Raw genomic sequence first — 20,579 nt, forward strand, 5'->3', positions numbered from 1 at the left:
CCCGGAGCCAGTCCGGAGACTATGGCGTCGGCGGTCGCGACCCCTCTGGAGCGGCAGTTTTCGACTATTTCGGGTCTTGACTCGATGACCTCGACGAATGCGCTCGGAAACAGCCAGATCACCCTGCAGTTCAATCTCAGCAGGAATATCGATGCAGCGGGGCAGGATGTGCAGGCGATGATGGCCAAGGCGGCGAAGCAGCTGCCCCAGAACATGCCGACCCCTCCTACCTACAGCAAGGTGAACCCCGCTGACCAGCCCGTCATCTACCTCGCGCTCAGCTCTCCGACGCTTCCCCTCTCTGCGGTCAATGAATACGCCGATACGTTCATCGCTCCTCGTATTTCGATGATCAGCGGCGTGGCACAAGTGCAGGTCTTCGGATCTCAGAAATACGCGGTACGCGCGCAGGTCGACCCGAAGGCCCTCGCGACGAGACAGATCGGCATCGATGACGTCGCCAATGCCCTCACACTGGGAAACGTGAACCTTCCGACAGGGACCCTGCAGGGAACGAGGCAGGCCTTTACGATTCAGGCGACAGGGCAGCTCTATAACGCTGAGGCGTACCGTCCTCTCATCGTAGCCTACCGCAAGGGATCGCCCGTTCGCCTCAACGAGATCGGCCGGGTCATCGACAGCGTCGAGAACGACAAGGTGGCGAACTGGTACAACAGCGACCGCGCCATCGTCCTCGCGATCCAGCGCCAGCCCGGCACGAATACCGTCGAGGTCGTCGACAGCATCAAGAACCTTCTGCCCGTCTTCCGTGCCCAGATGCCTCCATCGGTAAACCTGAACGTCCTCTATGACCGTTCGCTCTCTATCCGTGAATCGGTGAGGGACGTGAAGTTTACCCTCATTCTCACCATCGGCCTTGTCGTCATGGTGATATTCCTCTTTCTCCGGAACCTTTCTGCTACGGTCATCCCGAGTCTGGCGCTGCCTTTCTCGCTCATCGGCACCTTCGCCGCGATGTATCTCATGGGATTCAGTATCGATAATATATCCCTCATGGCCCTTACCTTGTCGGTCGGGTTCGTGGTCGACGACGCGATTGTCATGCTCGAAAATATCGTCCGGCACATGGAACACGGTGAAGGGGCGATGGAAGCCGCCCTCAAGGGTTCGAGGGAGATAGGATTTACGATTCTCTCAATGACCCTTTCGCTCGTCGCGGTCTTTATCCCCGTGCTTTTCATGGGCGGGATCCTCGGACGCCTCCTCCACGAATTCGCCGTCACGATCAGTATGGCGATTCTCATATCCGGGTTCGTCTCCCTGACGCTCACGCCCATGCTCTGCAGCCGTTTTCTGCGGCCCCCGGGTGAGCTGAAGCACGGCCGTCTCTATGTCGTTATGGAGCGTTTCTTCGACGGGATGCTGAAGGGGTATAAGGGGACGCTGAAATGGGTCCTCAACTATCGGAGGTCCGTCCTGGCCCTCACCATCATCCTCACCGTTGCGACGGGCTTTCTGTTTACGAAGATTTCGATGGGATTCCTCCCCACGGAAGATACCGGCCAGATCTTCGCCTTTACCGAGGCGGCGCAGGGGATTTCCTTTCAGGACATGGTGAGGCACCAGCAGGAACTCGCTGCAATCGTGGCGAAGGACCCCCATGTGGATGCCTTCATGTCTGCTATCGGCGCGAGCGGAGTGAGCGTCGCCAGTAATACCGGCAGAATCTTCATGCGGCTGAAGCCCCTGAAAGAGCGAAAGCTGAGCGCCGATGAGATCATCCAGGAACTGCGGAAGAAGGTCGCTAAAGTGACCGGCATCCAGATGTTCATGCAGAACCTTCCCTCGATCCGCATCGGAGGCCAGCTGACGAAGAGTCAATACCAGTTCACCCTCCAGAGCCCCGATACCCAGGAACTCTATCAGCGTGCGTCAGACTTCGAAGCGAAACTGCGGACGCTCCCGCAGCTCCAGGACGTAACGAGCGATCTCCAGATAAAGAATCCCCAGGTGAATCTCGACATCGACCGTGACAAGGCCTCGGCCCTCGGCGTCACGGTGTCGCAGATAGAGGATTCGCTCTATTCCGCCTACGGTTCGCGGCAGGTTTCGACCATTTACGCGCCGAACAACCAATACCAGGTGATCCTCGAGCTCGAGCCGAAATACCAGATGGATCCCGCGGCCTTGTCGATGCTCTATATCCACTCGGCCGGGGGACAGCTCGTGCCGTTGAACGCCGTTACGCGGATGAAAGGGGACGTGGGTCCCCTGACAGTGAATCATCTCGGGCAGCTGCCGGCTGTGACGATCTCTTTTAACCTGCGGCCGGGAGTGTCACTGGGAGACGCGGTGGCGCTCGTGGATAAACTCGCGAGGCAGGTCTTGCCGCCGACGGTCAGTACGAGTTTTCAGGGCACCGCTCAGGCGTTCCAGTCTTCGATGAAAGGGCTCTGGATTCTGCTCGTCATGGCTATCCTCGTGATCTACATTGTGCTCGGCATCCTCTATGAGAGTTATATCCACCCGATCACGATCCTGTCGGGACTTCCTGCCGCGGGATTCGGGGCATTGATCACCCTCTTGCTCTTCCATAAGGATCTGAACATCTATGCCTTTGTCGGCATCATCATGCTCCTCGGCATCGTCAAGAAGAACGCGATCATGATGATCGATTTTGCCCTCGAGGCGCAGCGGCAGGAACATAAGTCACCCCTTGAGGCGATCTATGAAGGTGCAATCATACGTTTCCGCCCGATCATGATGACGACGATGGCTGCACTCATGGGTACCCTTCCTATCGCGATCGGCTTCGGCGCAGGCGCCGATGCGCGCCGGCCCCTCGGACTGGCTGTTGTCGGAGGGCTCGTCGTCTCTCAGCTCCTGACCCTTTACATAACACCCGTCGTCTATTATTACATGGATAAGGTTCAGGAGAAGGTCATGGGGCTGTCTCGGAAAAGGCAGAATCAGCGTAAAACTGAATCAGTTGTTACCGGAGGATAAAATGAAAGAGGTGATTTCCTTCGTACTGCTTCTCGCATGTCTCGCTCCTGTGCAGGGGTGGGCAGATGAGATGATCCAAAAGGGTGAAGTGCTCACGATCGAACGGTGTATCGAGATCGCGCTGAAGAGACAGCCGAATATCGTTGCGTCCATGAATACGGTGAACGTGAATGAGAGCAGGATCGGTGAGGCAAAGTCGAACTATTATCCCCAGATAAGCGGGACGGCGGGTTACGCGCGGACCCTCCCGATCGGCCAGTTTGTGAATACCACTTCGAGTTCAAGCCAGTTTACCGGTTTTCAGGGCGGCGCGATCGATCAATACACGGCGAGCTTTACCCTCAGTCAGAACATCTACGATTTCGGGAGGACCTCTTCACAGGTGAAGATATCGAAGCTCAACTTTGATTCCTCCCGCTCTGACCTCGAGAATGTGACCGAACAGACGGTTTTTGCCGTGAAGCAGAACTATTACGGAGTCGTACAGGCGAAGCATAACAGGACTGTATTGGAAGATACGGTGAAGCAGACAGAGCAGCACCTTGAGCAGGCGCGGGGTTTTTATGAGGTCGGCACGAAACCGAAATTCGATGTGATTAAGGCCGAGGTTGACGTGAGCACGGCGAAACTGAATCTCATAAAGGCGGAAAACGATCTCAGGATAGCGGTAGTCAACCTGAACAACGCCATGGGGGTACCGGAAGCGCCCGAATATACGCTCTCCGAAAATATCTCTTTCGAAAAATACGGGATGACGCTCGAGGAGGCTCTCTCGAGGGCCTATGAGAACAGGCCCGACCTGCAGTCGATCGTCGCGAAGAGGAGGGCGGCGGAGGTCTCGATCGATCTCGCGAAGACGGGTTACTATCCCTTCCTGACGGGAAACGCCTCATACACCTGGTCCGGTCAGCAAATTTATACTATCGGCAACGGATGGACTTTCGGCGCTGCGATAACGGTTCCTATTTTCAGCGGCTTCTTGACGAAGAGCCAGGTCGAAGAGGCAAAGGCGAACGCGGACGTGCTCAGGGCGAATGAAGAGTCGGTGCGACAGACCGTCTTTCTCGACGTGCAGCAGGCATATTTGACGCTCAGGGCTGCTGAAGAGGCGATCCCCACTGCAAAGCTCGGTGTTGATCAGGCGCAGGAGAACCTCGATATAGCGAACGGGAGATACGCGGCGGGTGTCGGGAGTCCCGTTGAGGTGACAGACGCGGAGGTCTCGCTGGCGAACTCGCGATTATCTTACATCCAGGCGCTCTATGCGGACAAGGTCGCACAAGCGAGCCTCGAAAAGGCGATGGGGATGAGATGAAGAAGATGCTCATAGGGAGTCTCGTTGTCCTTGTACTCGCAGCGGCCGGATTCCTGTTCTTCAGAAACAAGGGGAATGAGCCGCAGTTCAGGACCGAGAAGGTTTTGCGGGGCGATATCGTGACGACCGTCACCGCTACGGGTACGGTGAATGCGGTGATAACCGTATTGGTAGGCACGCAGGTTTCGGGCACGATACAACGTCTCTATGTCGATTTCAATTCCCAGGTGAAGAAGGGCCAGTTGATAGCGCAGATAGACCCCGCCCTCTTCGAGGAGCAGGTCTCTCAGGCGAAGGCGAACCTCCTCTCGGCGAAGGCGAATGTCGAGAAGGCAGGTGCTACGCTCGTCGATTCGAAGAGGACGATGGAGAGGAACAGGGAGCTCTTTGCGAAAAACCTCATCGCGAGGAGCGATCTCGATACGGCGGAGACGAATTACGAGACCTCCGTGGCCTCAGTGAACGTAGCCAAGGCCGCGGTGGCCCAGGCAGAGGCGGCGCTGAAGAACGCCGAGACGAACCTCGGATATACGAGGATCGTCTCTCCTGTTGACGGGACCGTCGTGTCGCGGAACGTCGACGTGGGTCAGACCGTTGCGGCGAGCTTCCAGACTCCGACCCTCTTCACCATCGCGCAGGACCTCACGAAGATGCAGATAGACACGAGTGTCGATGAGGCCGATATCGGCAAGGTGAAGATCGGTGAGGAGGTCGAATTCACGGTCGACGCATACCCGGACATCACCTTCAGGGGAAGGGTGGGGCAGGTGCGGATCGCACCGATTACGGTCCAGAACGTCGTCACCTATGACGTCGTCATAACCGTCGACAATCCGGAATTCAAGCTGAAGCCCGGCATGACAGCCAATGTCTCGATCATCGTGGCGGAAAAGAAGGACGTCCTGAAGGTACCGAACGCCGCCCTGAGGTTCAGGCCCGCAGAGCGGACCAAGGCGAAGCAGCCGCAGAAGGGGTCTGCCGTATGGATAGCCGACAATGGGAAGGCGAAACGCGTTCCCGTGACGGTCGGGATAAGCGACGGCAATTTTACCGAACTGTCGGGGGGAGAACTCAGGGAAGGTCAGGAGGTGATCGTGGAGTCACTCGCGAAGGCGAAAGCCGCCACGCCCTCAGGCCCGAGAATGTTCTGACGATGTCTCTCATCGAGATTCGCGATGTCAGCAAGATATACAGCCTCGGAGACATCGAGGTGAATGCGCTCATGGATGTTTCAGCGACGATAGAGAAAGGGGAGTTTGTCTGCATCATGGGTCCGTCCGGCTCGGGCAAATCGACGTTCATGAATGTCCTCGGTTGCCTTGACCAGCCTACGGCCGGCCGGTACCTCCTTGAGGGTATCGATGTCGGCAGGCTCAGCAGGGATGAACTCGCCGGCATAAGGAACAAAAAGATTGGGTTCGTCTTTCAGGGGTTCAACCTGCTCTCGAGGACATCGGCCGTCGAGAATGCCGAACTGCCGCTGCTTTATGACGGACTCCCGGCGAAAGAGAGATGGCAGCGGGCAAGGGCGGCGCTGAAGAGTGTCGGCCTCGAAGGGAGAGAAGATCACCGGCCGAACCAGCTTTCAGGCGGCCAGCAGCAGAGGGTCGCCATAGCGAGGGCGCTTGTGAACGATGCGCCGATAATTCTCGCGGACGAACCTACGGGCAATCTCGACACGAAGACGAGCGTCGAGATCATGGAGCTGTTGGTTCGGTTGAACAGAGAATCTCATATTACCGTGATTATCGTTACCCATGAGCCGGATATCGCGGCCTACGGCAGGAGGATCATCAAGTTCCTTGACGGGAGGATCGTGAGTGACGAGCAGGTGAAAGACGAACCGGGGAATGAGAAGAGGGTTATTGGAAGAGGATGATCAATATACCGTCTACACTGAAGATTTCCTTGAGGGCGTTGCGGGTGAACAAGATGCGTTCAGCCTTGACGATGCTTGGCATTATTATCGGGGTGGGCGCTGTGATAGCGATGCTCGCCGTCGGCACCGGCGCGAGCAGACAGATCTCGGCGCAGATCTCGAGCATGGGAAGCAACCTGCTCATGGTCCTTCCCGGTTCCACCACGTCGGGCGGTGTGAGGATGGGTGCGGGCACGCAGGCGACTCTGACGATGGCGGATGCGGATGCGATCGTGAAGGAGTCTCCCGCCGTTGCGGATGTGGCTCCCGTCCTGAACGGTGTCGCGCAGATTGTCTACGGGCACCAGAACTGGTCAACCGGTGTGATAGGAACGACACCGAGCATGCTGAATGTGCGGGACTGGCCGCTTTCTGCCGGTAAGACCTTTACCCAGCAGGACGTCAACAGCGCCACAAAGGTGGCCCTGTTGGGCCAGACCGTCGTGGACAATCTGTTCGGTGATATGAATCCCGTCGGACAGATCGTCAGGATCAAGAAAGTTCCGTTCGTCGTCGTCGGTGTTCTTGCGACGAAAGGGCAGTCGCCGTCCGGACAGGATCAGGACGATACCATCTACGTTCCCGTGACGACGGCGCAGAAAAAGCTTTTCGGGACGTCCTTTCCCGGCATGATCAGGATAATCATGGTGAAAGCGAAAAGCCCGGAAGACCTGGCGCCTGCCGAGAAACAGATCAATGACCTGCTCAAGCAGAGGCATCGCATCGGCCAGAAACAGGACAATGATTTCACCGTCAGGAACCTCACCCAGATGATGCAGGCCGCGGAACAATCGACAAAGGTCATGACGCTCCTCCTCGGAGCGATCGCATCGGTTTCTCTCCTCGTCGGGGGAATCGGGATCATGAATATCATGCTCGTCTCGGTCACCGAGAGGACACGGGAGATCGGAATCAGGATGGCGGTCGGCGCCAAGACTTGGGATATCAGGCTCCAGTTCATCATAGAGGCGCTCACCCTGTCGCTTATCGGGGGCGCGGCCGGAATTATTCTCGGCGTGTCAGGCTCGGAGCTCCTCTCGATGGCGGCGGGCTGGCCGACGATCGTATCGCTCCTCTCGATACTGCTCGCCTTCGGTTTCTCGGGCCTCGTCGGGATATCCTTCGGATTCTATCCCGCGTATAAGGCCTCGCTCCTCAATCCGATAGACGCGCTGAGGTTCGAATAGAGAAACGATGACGATCGTCGGCAAGAGGAAGGCATGAAATGAGAGGCAAGCTCTTTTTCCTGAGCATACTCTGTTTTCTCTCTTTTGCCTGCGCTGCCTCGGCGGAGATCTTGACCCTGCCGCAGGGGTTGCGGCTCGTCGCTGAAAACAACAGGCTCATAAAGATAGCGGGACGGCAGGAGGCGATATCCGAGGCAGACACGCTCATCGCAAGGTCGCCTCTGCTCCCTCAGGCGTATGCCTCGGCCAACCAGACGTTCCTCTCCCATCAGCCGAAGGCTATCTTCGGGGATGTGATTGTGCCGACTTCGGATAAGGACTACTACTCATACAGCATCACCGTCCAGCAGACGCTCTATGACTTCAGGGAGAACGCGTCCCGCTATGAGGCGAGCATGGCTATTCTCGAAACGAAACGGTTCGACACGAAAAGGGTGAGGAATCTCGTTTCCCTCGATTTCAGCCTCACCTACTTCGACCTCCTCGAGGCCGAAAAGAGGATTCTCGTTGCCGATAAGGAGGTGCAGCAGCTGGAGGCCCATCTCCGCGACGCGGAGAATCTTTACGGAGAGGGTGTCATAACGAGGAACGACCTCCTCCAGGCTGAAGTGCGTCTTTCCGACGCAAGGCAGAGACTGCTGAGCGCGAAGAATCTCCGGGCGATCACGAGCTCTCGTCTCAATGCCTTTCTCGTGAGGCCCCTCGCCACGGATTCCGAGGTGGCTGACATCCAAGAAGTCGGACTGGAATGGACAGGCCTCGACCTCGAGAGGTCATGGCAAACGGCGCTCAGCCGGAGGCCTGAGATCTCCATCGCGAATGAGACCCTCCGGTCCCTCAATCTGGAGGAGGAGGCGCGGAAGGCGGAATATTTCCCGAAGTTCTTTGCGCAGGGAGGCTACTCCTACACCGAGAACCGTTACGTCGTGAACCAAGGGAATCTACAGCTCCTGCTCGGGATGACGATGAGCCTTTTCAGCGGGGGCAGTACAAAGGCGGGGATCCTGAAGGTGAGGAACCAGAAGCTTCAGCTCATCGAGGAGAAGGCGAAACTCGAAGACGACATACGGCTCGAGGTAGAAAATTATCTCCTCGATCTGAGGGACGCGCGGGAGAGGATTTCGGTGGCGAGGGATGCCGTCGGACAGGCGGAGGAGAATCTCAGGATAAACCGCGTTCGGTACGCCGAAGGGGCCGGGACAGCCACCGATGTGCTGGATGCCGTCACGCTCCTCACCACGGCCGAGACGAACCATTACCGTTCGCTCTATGACCTGCGGAGGGCCGAGGCGAAGGTCATATACGCTCTCGGGGGAGATTTATCGGAGGTGTATAAATAATGGAAGAGACGAAACAGCCTGCAAATAATCACAGAAGGAATATTATCGCACTGTCCCTCTTTGTCGTCATCGCGCTCATCGGAGCGGTCGTTGTCTTCTTCTACCTACGATATAAGAACGTTCATGTCTCGACGGACGATGCCTTCGTCGACGGTTACATCCATACCATCGCCTCGAAGGTGCCGGGGACGGTGACGATGATCGCCGTGAGGGATAATCAACTTGTGAAGAAAGGCGATATCCTTCTCGCATTAGACCCCGCGGATTACGAAGTGCGGGTGAACGAGGCCGCGGGCGCTTTCGGCGCGGAAAAGGGCAAATTGCTTGAGGTCGAGTCGAGGAGAGAGACAGCCGAAAGACAGCTCATGGAATTCAGTGCCCGGGCTTCAGCGGTGCGGGCCAACCTCGAACTCCAGAAAGCCAACCTCGAACAGGCCGAATTGGATAGAAAGAGGGCGGAGGGCCTCTTTAAGAAGGAGGTTATGTCGAAAGAGAGGTATGAGAAGACGGTGACCGCCCATAAGGTGGCCGTTGCACAGGTGAAAGCGGCAGAGGAGGAATTGAAAAGCGCCCTGTCCGGCATCGAGACGCAAAAGGCGGTGATACGGCAGACAGAAGCCGGACGGACCGCGCAGCTGGGTGAGGTGAAGCGGCGCGAGGCCCAGTTGAATGACGCGGAGTTGAAATTCGGTTATTCGAAGATTTACGCCCCTTGGGATGGGTACATCACAAAAAGGTCTGTCGAGCTCGGCAACGAAATTCAGGCAGGCCAGCCGTTGATGGCGGTTGTCCCCCTCGACGATATCTACATAACGGCAAATTACAAAGAGACGCAGCTATCCGGGGTGAGACCGGGTCAGAAGGTCGAGATAGAGGCCGATACCTACCCGGGAAAGAGATTTAAAGGCAAGGTGGACAGCATTATGGCAGGCACGGGGGCGGCATTTTCGCTCTTTCCTCCTGAGAATGCGACCGGGAACTACGTGAAAGTGGTCCAGAGAATACCGGTGAAGATAGTAATTGAGAAGAATGCCGACCCGGAGCATCTCCTGAGAATAGGAATGTCCGTTGTGCCAACGATCCTCATCGACAGATAGTGATGAACAAGTGGATCGTCGCCCTTACCGTCATGCTCCCGACGCTGATCGAGATCATCGATACGTCGGTGGTGAACGTCTCCCTCGATCACATACGCGGCAGCCTCTCCGCGGGAATAGACGAATCGACGTGGACGATCACATCCTATCTCGTCTCGAACGCCATCATCATCCCGATGACGGGCTGGCTCAGCAGGCTTTTCGGGAGGAAACGGTACCTCGTCTTCTCCATATCGCTCTTCACCCTCAGTTCGCTCCTCTGCGGTTCCTCCTGGAACCTCCAGAGCCTCGTGGTTTTCCGGATCCTTCAGGGCATAGGCGGCGGCGCCCTCCAGCCGATATCACAGTCGATCCTGCTCGAGAGCTTTCCCCCGCGGCAGCACGGCATGGCGATGGCCCTCTTCGGAGTCGGCATCATGTTCGGGCCGATTATTGGACCCCTCCTCGGAGGGTGGATCACCGATAACTGGTCCTGGCACTGGATCTTTTTCATCAATATACCGATCGGCATCGTCTCGATTTTAATGACCCTCTTCTTCATCGTCGACCCGCCGTACATGAAACGCATGAAGATGAAGATCGACTATTGGGGGCTTGCTCTCCTCGCGGTAGGACTGGGCTGTCTCCAGATCGTTCTCGATAAGGGACAGAGAGAGGACTGGTTCGAATCGAGCTTCATCACCTGGCTTACGGTAATTGCGGCGTCGACCCTGATACTCTTTCTCATCGTGGAGCGGTTCGCCGAACATCCCATAATGAATCTGAAGACCTTCAGGAATGTCTCCTTCAGCACGGGGAATGTCGTCATGTTCTTTGCGTTCTTCAACCTCTTCGGCAGCATCGTGCTCCTTCCGATCTACCTCCAGACGCTCATGGGATATACGGCGACGCTCGCCGGCATGGTGCTCGGGCCGGGCGGAGTGGCGACCCTCGTCGCGATGCCGATAGCGGGGCGGCTCGTGACGAAGGTGAACCCGAAAGGATTACTCGCCTTCGGCATCATCGTCTCCGCCTATTCGACCTATCTCATGTCGCAGTTCAACCTGCTCGCCGGCTTCGATACGGTCATCTGGCCGAGGATCGTGCTCGGTGTCGGCATGGGTTTTCTCTTTATTCCCCTCACGACGCTGACCATGTCGAGCGTGAAGAAGGAAGACATGGCGAATGCTGCCGCGATATACAACCTCCTGAGAAATTTGGGGGGAAGTTTCGGCGTCGCCTTCGTCACGACGATGATCGCGCGGAGGGCGCAGCTTCATCAGTCGCGTCTTGTCGAACACCTCACTCCGTTTCACACGGGCTATCAACTCGCCGTGGAAAAGACGGCGGCGGTTCTCCAGGGCAGGGGCCTCGGAACGGTGAGCGCGGATCAGGGCGGTCCGGGTGCGATCTACGCACAGCTTCTCAGGCAGGCGTCGATGATGTCATTTAATGACGTCTTCCACCTCCTGAGCATCCTCATGATCGTGATCCTTCCGCTCGTGTTGCTCATGAGGAAGGGAAGACAAGAGGCGCAGCCTGGAATGCATTGAGAAGAAGAGAGATTGGTGAGCAGGATGCCGGGAAGGGGTTGACATTATCGTCCGTCGGTGGTATAAAAAACTATCCTGTTTTGCAGGTTTTATTTTTATTCCCTCTGCCGTAACAGCCCCCTGAGGGCGTTCGAACTTGTAAGGGTTCGGTTCTGGCATAACAGGGAAAAGGAGGAAGTAAGAAGTATGTCGTTCGAAGGTACAGTTAAGTGGTTCAATGAAACCAAGGGATTCGGTTTCATCCAGCAGGACAACGGACCTGATGTCTTTGTCCATTTCTCGGCTATCTCTAATGACGGGTTCAAGACCCTCGCAGAGGGGCAGAGGGTGCAATTCGATATCGTGGAGGGAGAAAAGGGACTGAAAGCGGCAAATGTAGTCAAGATTTAGTAACATTCGGAATGAAGGCGGGTGAGGCAGGAGACTGCACTCACCCGTTTTTTTTGCGGTGACCGATGCGTGTAGGAATAATCTCCGATACCCACGATGATATGTCTTCGGTAGGGAAGGCGGTGGCACTTCTCAACGCTGAAAAGGTCTCCCATGTCATCCATGCCGGCGACATCATATCCCCCTTCACCTTCGAGCTGTTCGGGGAACTGGGCTGTCCCCTTACCGCCATATTCGGCAACAACGACGGCGATAGGATCCTCCTGAAGGAGAAGGCCGGCGGCCGGATCCATAACCAGCCGCACTTCATGACATTCCATGAGCGGAGGGTCGTCGTTTTGCATGAGCCCGATCTCGTGCATGCCTTTGCCGACAGCGGACGATTCGATCTCGTGATCTACGGTCATACCCACAGGCCCGAGATCAGGAGGCAGGGAGACACCCTCATCGTGAATCCCGGCAAGGTCGCGAGGCTCCATAAGGGGGAATCGACGCTCGCCATAGTGGACGTCGAGAAGATGGAGGCCGAGATCATTCGCATCGAATAGGGGCCTTGTCCGGTGAAAGGGGGGCCCGGTTGTCATTGATCGGGGCTTTATGGTACGCTTCAAAACGAGGGCGGTTTTATGGTCAAGAACGACAGGTGGATACGGGAAATGGCGTCGAAGGGCATGATAACACCCTTCCACGAAAGTCAGGTGAGGGAAGGGGTCATATCCTACGGAGTGGGTTCCTACGGCTTCGACATGAGGATAGCCGACGAGTTCAAGATTTTTACGAATATCAATACGACGATCGTAGACCCGAAGGGCTTCGACCCGAAGAGTTTCGTGGATTTCAGGGGTGAGGTCTGTATCGTGCCGCCCAATTCTTTTGCCCTCGGCCGCTCGGTCGAATATTTCAGGATCCCGAGAGACGTCCTCGTCATCTGCCTCGGCAAGTCCACCTACGCGCGCTGCGGGATAGTCGTCAACGTCACACCCCTCGAGCCAGAATGGGAGGGCCACGTGACGATAGAGATTTCGAACACGACCCCTCTTCCCGCTAAGATTTACGCCAACGAGGGCATAGCACAGCTCCTCTTCCTCGGCGGTTCGGACGTCTGCGAGACCTCATACGCTGATAAATCTGGCAAGTATCAGGCGCAGAAGGGCATCACCCTCCCGAGGATGTAACGTGCCGGCCAGGGAGAAGATCATCCTCGCCCTCGATGTCTCAGAAGGAGGGCATGCACTCGAGCTCGTTGAGCGGTTTAAGGACCACGTTACTACCTTCAAGGTCGGGCTCGAACTCTTCGTATCGGCCGGTCCCGGGATTGTTGAAGAGATACAGGCAAGGGGGAAGAGGGTATTCCTCGATCTCAAGTTTCACGACATCCCCAATACGGTCTCGAAGGCTGCATTGGCAGCGACGAGACTCGGTGTCTCCATGTTCAACATCCACGCCTCCGGCGGCAGCGAGATGATGCGGAAGTGCGTTGAATCCGTGGTGAACCTCTGTCTGAAGGAAAATATCGAGAGGCCGAAGATCCTCGGAGTGACTGTTCTTACCGGCTTGAGTCAGGAGGCTTTGAGGGACGAGTTCAATATCCAGCACAGTCTGAAGACCCATGTGAAGCAGCTCTCGAAACTCGCCCATGATGCCGGCCTCGACGGGGTTGTGGCATCGGGACATGAGGTTGCGCCCTTGCGGAGCCATTTCGGGAAGAACTTCGTGATCGTGACACCCGGTATACGGTCTTCATGGAGTCCTCCCGACGACCAGAGGCGGACCGTGACCCCCCGGGAAGCTGTGAGGCAGGGGGCTGACTACGTCGTTCTCGGGAGAACGGTTTTCGACCAGCCGGACCCTTTGCGGGCGCTCGAGCTGATCACTGCTGAAATCCTCACCGCTTAGCTGACCGCAGAGATAGTGAACAATCATGAAAGATCATCCATACGTTTGTTCGATCACAAGAGAAGAATTCGTCGCTGATTCCGGCGAAGGATTCGTGCCTGCCCTCTCTGTGGAGATACCCTATCTTTCCCCTCACGAGGTGTATCCGTTGTTCTCGGGTCCCGCGTCTTTCCTCTTCGAAAGCGTAAGGGGTCCGGAAGAGATCGCGAGATATTCCTTCATAGGCTTCGAACCTGTCATGACCTTCAGGGCGAAGGACGGCATAGTCGAGATAGTATCGGGAGGGGAATCGTCTCTCTCCGAGGAGGATCCGCTGACGAAATTGAGTGCGATTCTCGGGGACTATTCGCAGAGGCCGACACCCGGGCTTCCGCCGTTTCAAGGAGGTGCTGCCGGCCTCCTCAGCTATGATTTTGTCCAGTACTTCGAGCGGCTCCCGCAGACTACGGCGGATGATCTCAGGATTCCCGATGCGGACTTCTTTATTCTCGATAGACTCATCGCCTTTGACCACAGGGATAAAAGGGCATGGATCATCGTCTGCCCGGGTCTGAGAGAGAGAGGCAGCGATCCCGCCTCGCGATATGAAGAGGCAGCAGATGCCCTAAGGGGGATCGGGAAGGTCCTCGATACGGGAAAGAGCGAAACTCTCCGCAGTGATAACCTTTCCGTCCGACCGAAAATCGAGATATTCCACGAGATGAGAAAAGAAGAGTACATGGAAATGGTCGGGAAGGCAAAGGAATATGTAGCGGCGGGTGATATCTTCCAGGCAAACCTGTCCCAGCGGGTCTCAGCCTACATCGGCGGACTGAAGCCGTGGAGGCTTTACCTGAAACTCAGGGAGATCAATCCTTCCCCTTTTGCCGGATTCATCGATTTCGGCAATTATTCGGTTGTGAGTTCATCCCCCGAAAGGCTTGTGCGTCTGAGGGACGGGATTATCGATACCCGTCCCATAGCAGGAACACGACCGAGGGGCAGGGATCTGAAAGAAGACAAGAAGATGCGTGAAGAACTTCTCCTGAACGAGAAGGAGAGGGCGGAACATATCATGCTCATAGACCTCGAGAGAAACGACATCGGCAGGGTTTCCGATTACGGGAGCGTGTCGGTGAATGAGCTCATGATAACCGAGGCCTATTCCCACGTCATCCATATCGTATCGAATGTCCGGGGTACGCTCGCACGGGACAAATCTGTCTTCGATGTTGTGAGGGCGACCTTTCCCGGAGGTACGATTACCGGTGTTCCAAAGGTAAGGTGCATGGAGATAATCGACGAGCTCGAGCCGGTGAGGAGGGGCCCCTACACAGGGTCGATGGGTTACATCGGTTTCTCCAGTGCCATGGATCTCAATATCATCATCAGAACCCTCGTGATAAAGGACGGATACGCCTATGTCCAGGCGGGCGCAGGAATCGTCGCCGACTCAGACCCGGAACGGGAATACCACGAGACTTTGAAAAAAGCGGAGGCGCTGATAAAGACACTCGAGAAAGTTTAAGGGGTCAGCACCTCCAGGAACGCGCATTTGAGATATTCCGTCTCGGGCACGGAGAGGAGGATGGGGTGATCCCTTGCCTGGGACCGTATCTCGATGAGCCTCGCTTGAATGCCTGCATCCCGTGCCGCGGAGTGGAGCATCTCCCTGAATGCCTCCCTCCCGATGTGGTAAGAGCATGAAGAAGTGGCGAGCATTCCCCCTTCTCTCAGCAGGCGCATCGCATTGGCGTTTATGTCGCGATAGGCCCGCAGGGCTTCTTTGACCCTGCTCCCGGATTTTACAAAGGCGGGAGGATCGAGGACGATGAAATCATATCGGTTCTTCAACGAGACCTCTTTCTTGAGAAAATCGAAGACGTCTGCCTTTCTGAAGACGCACCTGTCGGAAAGATTATTTCTCTTTGCGTTTTGGACTGCGCGGGTAATCGCGGAAGACGATTCATCAATTCCTGTGACATGGGCGCCCTTGTGTGATAGGGTAAGGCTCCACGCGCCGGAATAACAGAAGAGGTCAAGCCCCTCTCCCCCTTTCACCAGCTTGCTGAAGGCTATCCGGTTTTCTCTCTGGTCGAGGAAAAACCCTGTCTTCTGGCCGGAGAGCGGGTCTATCTCAAAGCTGAAGGAAGATTCCCGCACCACCGGGAGATTAGTGAGGCTGCCCTTTATTATCCGCTTCTCCTGCTGCAATCCTTCGAGCAGTCTCGATGTGCTGTCGTTCCTCAGCACGATTGCAGAAGGGGAAAGGATGTCGTCGAGGAGTTCGATAAGGGTATCAGACCATCTTTCGATACCCATGGTGAGGACCTGCACGACGAGACAGTCGTCATACTTATCGACGATGAGACCGGGCAGAAGGTCTCCCTCACTGAAGAGCACCCTGAAGGAATTCTCCTCCTTCACGAACCGTCTCCGGTATTCCAGAGCTGCCAGTATCCTCTTCCTGAAGAAATCGGCGTTTACCTCTTCCCTCTCGCGCGTGAGGATTCTCACTGCGATGAGTGAGTGAGGATTGATATAGCCGATGCCGAGAAAGGTATCCTTCTTGTCCCTCAGTTCGACGAGAGAACCGGATTCAAACCTCTTCGGACTCGCCGCGAGCTCGTTCGAGAATACCCAGAGATGGCCAGCTAATATCCGCGCTGTGCGGTGCAGGCGAACGACTTCCATGGCCTTAATAATGCCGTATCGGATTCCAAATTGCAAATGACGAAAAAGTCGATCTTTTGCATTTTTCCTCTATGAGATGATAAACTTAAAAGCTGTTTTATTCCTATCATGAAGGATTGAGATGGAACTCCATGCGCTGACCATAGCGGAACTCAGGGCGCTCCTTGACAGGAAAGAGGCATCGGTAAGAGATGTCGTCGATTCTGTCTATGCGAGGATCGATGCGGTCGAAGACCGCGTGAAGGCCTACGTGAGCCTGACAAGGGAAGGGGCGATCGAAGCGGCCGCCGGGTGCCAGAAAAAGATCGATGAGGGGAATTCGCTGCCGCTGCTCGGTATTCCGGTGGCGATTAAGGATAACATGTGCACGGAAGGCATCAGGACGACCTGCTCATCGAGAATCCTTTCCAACTTTATTCCGCCCTATGAGAGCACGGTGACGTCGAGACTGACCGAACAGGGATATGTCTTGACAGGCAAGACGAACCTCGATGAATTCGCCATGGGTTCGTCAACAGAGAATTCTGGATTTCATGCCACGAGGAATCCGTGGGACCTCGCGAGAATTCCTGGGGGAAGCAGCGGGGGTTCGGCGGCAGCCGTTGCGGCGGACGAATGTATCGCGGCGCTTGGCTCTGACACGGGAGGCTCGATACGGCAGCCGGCAGCGCTCTGCGGCGTTGTCGGCATGAAACCGACCTATGGCCGCGTCTCACGGTATGGACTCGTCGCCTTCGCATCATCGCTCGATCAGATAGGCCCGATAACGAAGAATGTGAAAGACGCTGCGATTCTCATGAACATCATTTCCGGCCGCGATCAGATGGATTCCACGTCAGCGCCGGTTCCTGTTCCCGATTTCAGCGGCGGTCTCGGCCGGGAAATCAAGGGTCTGAAGGTCGGCATCCCGAGAGAATATTTCATCGAGGGAATGGACAGTGCGGTCGAGGCGTCTGTGCGCGCCGCGATCAGACAGCTCGAATCCCTCGGCGCGATACCCGAGGAGATATCCCTGCCTCACACGGATTACGCGGTCGCGACGTATTACCTTCTTGCTACGTCAGAGGCTTCATCAAATCTTGCCCGGTATGACGGGGTTAAATACGGTTTTCGGGAATCGGGCAAGGACCTTATCGACATGTACATGAAGACGAGGGCAGGGGGCTTTGGCGCCGAGGTGAAGCGGAGGATCATGCTCGGCACATACGCACTATCCTCAGGGTATTATGATGCCTACTATAGGAAGGCACAGCAGGTCAGGACGTTAATCAAGAGGGATTTTGAGGAGGCGTTCAGGCGGGCGGACGTCATTGTGACCCCGACTTCGCCGACGGCGGCCTTTCACCTCGGGGAGAAGACCGAGGACCCCCTCCAGATGTATCTTTCGGATATCTTCACGATCTCCGTGAACCTTGCGGGTGTGCCGGCCATCTCTCTGCCCTGTGGTTTTACGCCGGGCAATCTTCCCATCGGGCTCCAGATCATCGGGAGACATTTTGACGAGGAAACGATATTGAGGACCGCCTATGCCTATGAACAGGCGACGGAGTGGCATGCGAGAAGGCCTACGCTATAGAGAGCGGATGCGAAGATGAACTATGAAGCGGTAATCGGACTCGAAGTACATGCACAGATGCTCACGGAATCGAAGATGTTCTGCGGGTGTTCCACGAGGTTCGGGGCTGAACCGAACACCCAGACGTGCGAGATCTGCATAGGAATGCCCGGAGTCCTTCCGGTCATGAACAGGAGGGCGCTCGAATTCGCAATCAGGACGGGGCTTGCGATGAATTGTCAGATCTCCCCATACAGCAGGTTTGCACGAAAGAACTACTTCTATCCGGACCTACCGAAGGGGTATCAGGTGAGCCAGTATGAACTCCCGATCTGTGAACGGGGCTATGTGGATATCGTTGTCGACGGTGAGAAGAGGAGGATCGGGGTGACCCGCGTGCATATGGAGGAGGATGCGGGAAAGAATATCCATGAGGGTGCCGGAAATTTCAGCTTCGTCGATCTGAACCGGGCCGGTGTGCCGCTCATGGAGATCGTTTCTGAGCCGGATATAAGAAGCCCCCGGGAGGCTTCGGAATATATGAGGAAGCTGCGGACGATCCTGCGCTATCTCGGTGTCTGCGACGGAAACATGGAGCAGGGCTCCCTCCGGTGTGACGCCAATGTCTCGATACGGCCGGCAGGCACCAGCGGGCTTGGGGTCAAGGTCGAAATGAAGAACATCAACTCCTTCAGGTTTGTTGAGAAGGCGCTCGAGTACGAGATAAAACGCCAGGTGCATGTCCTTGAGGAGGGCGGAAAGATAGTCCAGGAGACGAGGCTCTGGGATTCCTCTGCGGGGATAACGCAATCGATGCGTTCAAAGGAAGAGGCTCATGACTACCGGTACTTTCCTGAGCCTGACCTCGTGCCGATTGTGGCGGAAGAAGGTTGGATCAGGGAGATAAGGGAATCACTGCCGGAATTGCCCGACGCAAAGAGGGGGCGGTTTATTTCCGGATACGAATTGCCGGAGGCCGATGCGGACCTCCTGATCTCGGAGAAGTCCACGGCAGACTGGTTCGAAGAAGCGGTCAAGGCGAATGGGGACCCGAAGGCAGTAGCGAACTGGATGATGGGCGATCTCCTGAGGCTCCTCAATGAAGAGAACAAGGCGCTTGAAGAGATTCTTCTCAGACCGAGTCATCTTGCGGACATGATCAAACTGATCGAGAACGGAACGATCAGCGGAAAGATTGCAAAGACCGTTTTTGAGGAGATGTACAGAACCGGGAAGACTGCCGAGGCGATCGTGAGGGAGAAAGGCCTTACCCAGATAAGCGATACCGGCGCGATAGAAAAGGCTATTGATGAGATAATCGCAAAACACCCTCAGGAAGTGGAACGATTCCGGGGTGGAGACGAGAAGCTCATCGGTTTCTTTGTCGGTCAGGTGATGAAGGCGACGAAGGGCAAGGCAAACCCGCAGATGGTGAACGATTTCCTGAAAAAGAAACTTACCCAGTAGTACTCAAAAAACAGAAGCCCTCTGCATTGCCGTTGAAGACGATCGCGCTTCTCATTCAGGACCTTCCTGCCGACCAAACAATGTAGGCCCTTTGCACGACCGTGGCGTGGGTCAGGATGAAGAGTATCCAGAGCACGGGAAGCAGCCATCCCGTCAGGGTGCCGAATATGAGAAATATTATCCTCTCCGGTCTTTCCATAAGGCCGGCCTGGCTGTTGATTCCGAGGCCCTCCCCCCTCGCTCTCGCATAACTTACGAGGAACGCGCCTACCATGGTGCCGATGCTGAGGAATGCACCTGTATGGTTTCCCCTGCCCGCGAGATACCACGCCAGGGAGAGAAAGAGAAAGGCATCGGAATATCTGTCGAGGAGGGAATCGAGGAAGGCGCCGAAGCTTGTGGACCTCCCGTTTACGCGTGCCAGGACACCGTCGAAGATATCACAGAGGGCTCCGAGGAGAATGAAGAGACCGCCGACCCTGAGATTCACGGGAATTATAAATGCTGCGACTGTGGTCAAGGCAAACCCCGCAACGGTGAAGATGTTCGGATGGATCGAGGTCCGCTTTGCGAGAGGGCTGAGCGGCTCGTCAAGAAAATGACCGAGTTTGTAACTGATCATGCCATGCTCACTTTATGAAAGACTCTGCCGGGGCTTCAGGAGAAAATCGCCGGCTCGAAAAGAAGGCTCGGTTATTTCTTTCTTGCCGCTTCCTTGATCAACTCCTGTCCGATGACGTTTCTCTGTATCTGGTTCGTCCCCTCATAGATCTGGAGGATCTTGGCATCGCGCATCATCTTCTCGACAGGGTATTCCCTCATGTACCCCGAGCCTCCCATGATCTGCACCGCGTTTGTCGTGACGCGCATTCCGAGGTCGGTCGCAAAGACCTTTGCGATGGCCGATTCCTTTGATATATCCTTCGCCCCGCTGTCTATATACCGGGAAACCGAGTATATGAGCGCCCGCGCGGCTTCGATCTCGGTCGCCATGTCGGCGAGCATATGCTGGATCGCCTGGAAACTGATGATCGGATGGCCGAACTGGACACGCTGCCTCGCAAACTTCACCGCCTCATCGAATGCGCCCTGGGCCACTCCGAGACCCTGTGCTCCGACGCCGGTCCGCGAACTGTCGAGGGTCTTCATCGCCACGATGAAGCCCATCCCTTCCCTGCCGATGATATTCGTCTTCGGTATTCTGCAGTTGTCGAAGATCAGTTCCCGTGTCACCGAGGCCCT

Annotated in this window: 18 protein-coding genes; 15 read left to right on the plus strand and 3 right to left on the minus strand. The window is 56.0% G+C overall.

Annotation, left to right across the window (positions count from 1 at the left end; translation table 11 throughout):
* From VEI96_12195 to VEI96_12255, 13 genes are all read left to right on the plus strand, one after another.
* A partial coding sequence (locus VEI96_12195; GenBank protein HXX58754.1) for an efflux RND transporter permease subunit occupies positions 1–2,967 on the plus strand: 2,967 nt, incomplete at its 5' end.
* A 1-nt stretch (position 2,968) separates the two neighbouring features.
* Positions 2,969–4,282, plus strand: coding sequence for a TolC family protein (locus VEI96_12200; protein HXX58755.1), 1,314 nt, complete (start codon positions 2,969–2,971; stop codon positions 4,280–4,282).
* A complete protein-coding gene (locus VEI96_12205; GenBank protein HXX58756.1) occupies positions 4,279–5,433 on the plus strand; it encodes an efflux RND transporter periplasmic adaptor subunit in 1,155 nt (384 codons plus the stop codon). Before VEI96_12200 ends, VEI96_12205 begins: the two co-directional genes overlap by 4 nt.
* A 2-nt stretch (positions 5,434–5,435) precedes the next feature.
* Positions 5,436–6,161 (plus strand): ABC transporter ATP-binding protein, encoded by a 726-nt coding sequence (locus VEI96_12210; protein HXX58757.1) that lies wholly within the window; start codon positions 5,436–5,438, stop codon positions 6,159–6,161.
* Positions 6,158–7,387 carry an ABC transporter permease gene (locus VEI96_12215; GenBank protein HXX58758.1) on the plus strand — a complete coding sequence of 410 codons (1,230 nt, stop codon included), beginning with the start codon at positions 6,158–6,160 and terminating at the stop codon, positions 7,385–7,387. Before VEI96_12210 ends, VEI96_12215 begins: the two co-directional genes overlap by 4 nt.
* A 38-nt stretch (positions 7,388–7,425) precedes the next feature.
* Positions 7,426–8,727: a TolC family protein gene (locus tag VEI96_12220; GenBank protein HXX58759.1), complete on the plus strand. Its 1,302-nt coding sequence runs from the start codon at positions 7,426–7,428 to the stop codon at positions 8,725–8,727.
* Positions 8,727–9,824 (plus strand): HlyD family secretion protein, encoded by a 1,098-nt coding sequence (locus VEI96_12225; protein HXX58760.1) that lies wholly within the window; start codon positions 8,727–8,729, stop codon positions 9,822–9,824. The genes VEI96_12220 and VEI96_12225 overlap by 1 nt, the downstream gene beginning before the upstream one ends.
* A gap of 2 nt (positions 9,825–9,826) precedes the next feature.
* A complete protein-coding gene (locus VEI96_12230) occupies positions 9,827–11,356 on the plus strand; it encodes a DHA2 family efflux MFS transporter permease subunit (GenBank protein ID HXX58761.1) in 1,530 nt (509 codons plus the stop codon).
* Between the two features lie 186 nt (positions 11,357–11,542).
* Positions 11,543–11,746 carry a cold-shock protein gene (locus VEI96_12235; GenBank protein HXX58762.1) on the plus strand — a complete coding sequence of 68 codons (204 nt, stop codon included), beginning with the start codon at positions 11,543–11,545 and terminating at the stop codon, positions 11,744–11,746.
* Positions 11,747–11,811: 65 nt separating this feature from the next.
* A complete protein-coding gene (locus VEI96_12240) occupies positions 11,812–12,294 on the plus strand; it encodes a metallophosphoesterase (GenBank protein HXX58763.1) in 483 nt (160 codons plus the stop codon).
* Positions 12,295–12,372: 78 nt separating this feature from the next.
* Positions 12,373–12,921, plus strand: a complete 549-nt coding sequence (gene dcd / locus VEI96_12245) for a dCTP deaminase (GenBank protein ID HXX58764.1) — start codon at positions 12,373–12,375, stop codon at positions 12,919–12,921.
* Between the two features lies 1 nt (position 12,922).
* The gene (gene pyrF / locus VEI96_12250; protein HXX58765.1) at positions 12,923–13,642 is read left to right on the plus strand and encodes an orotidine-5'-phosphate decarboxylase; all 720 of its coding nucleotides are present in this window, start codon (positions 12,923–12,925) and stop codon (positions 13,640–13,642) included.
* 25 nt (positions 13,643–13,667) lie between these two features.
* Positions 13,668–15,149 carry an anthranilate synthase component I family protein gene (locus VEI96_12255; GenBank protein HXX58766.1) on the plus strand — a complete coding sequence of 494 codons (1,482 nt, stop codon included), beginning with the start codon at positions 13,668–13,670 and terminating at the stop codon, positions 15,147–15,149.
* On the opposite strand, the gene VEI96_12260 is transcribed toward VEI96_12255, so the two are convergent.
* Positions 15,146–16,315 (minus strand): class I SAM-dependent rRNA methyltransferase, encoded by a 1,170-nt coding sequence (locus VEI96_12260; GenBank protein HXX58767.1) that lies wholly within the window; start codon positions 16,313–16,315, stop codon positions 15,146–15,148. The genes VEI96_12255 and VEI96_12260 overlap by 4 nt on opposite strands.
* 121 nt (positions 16,316–16,436) lie before the next feature.
* Here VEI96_12260 and gatA point away from each other — a divergent pair, with 121 nt between their 5' ends.
* Positions 16,437–17,891, plus strand: a complete 1,455-nt coding sequence (gene gatA / locus VEI96_12265) for an Asp-tRNA(Asn)/Glu-tRNA(Gln) amidotransferase subunit GatA (GenBank protein ID HXX58768.1) — start codon at positions 16,437–16,439, stop codon at positions 17,889–17,891.
* Positions 17,892–17,906: 15 nt separating this feature from the next.
* A complete protein-coding gene (gatB, locus tag VEI96_12270; GenBank protein HXX58769.1) occupies positions 17,907–19,337 on the plus strand; it encodes an Asp-tRNA(Asn)/Glu-tRNA(Gln) amidotransferase subunit GatB in 1,431 nt (476 codons plus the stop codon).
* 55 nt (positions 19,338–19,392) lie between these two features.
* Here gatB and VEI96_12275 read toward each other — a convergent pair whose 3' ends face one another.
* Entirely contained in the window at positions 19,393–19,959 is a 567-nt protein-coding gene (locus VEI96_12275; GenBank protein ID HXX58770.1) for a CDP-alcohol phosphatidyltransferase family protein, read from the minus strand.
* Between the two features lie 71 nt (positions 19,960–20,030).
* A partial coding sequence (locus VEI96_12280; GenBank protein ID HXX58771.1) for an acyl-CoA dehydrogenase family protein occupies positions 20,031–20,579 on the minus strand: 549 nt, incomplete at its 5' end.

It is taken from the genome of Thermodesulfovibrionales bacterium, from assembly GCA_035622735.1.
GTDB lineage: Bacteria > Nitrospirota > Thermodesulfovibrionia > Thermodesulfovibrionales > UBA9159 > DASPUT01.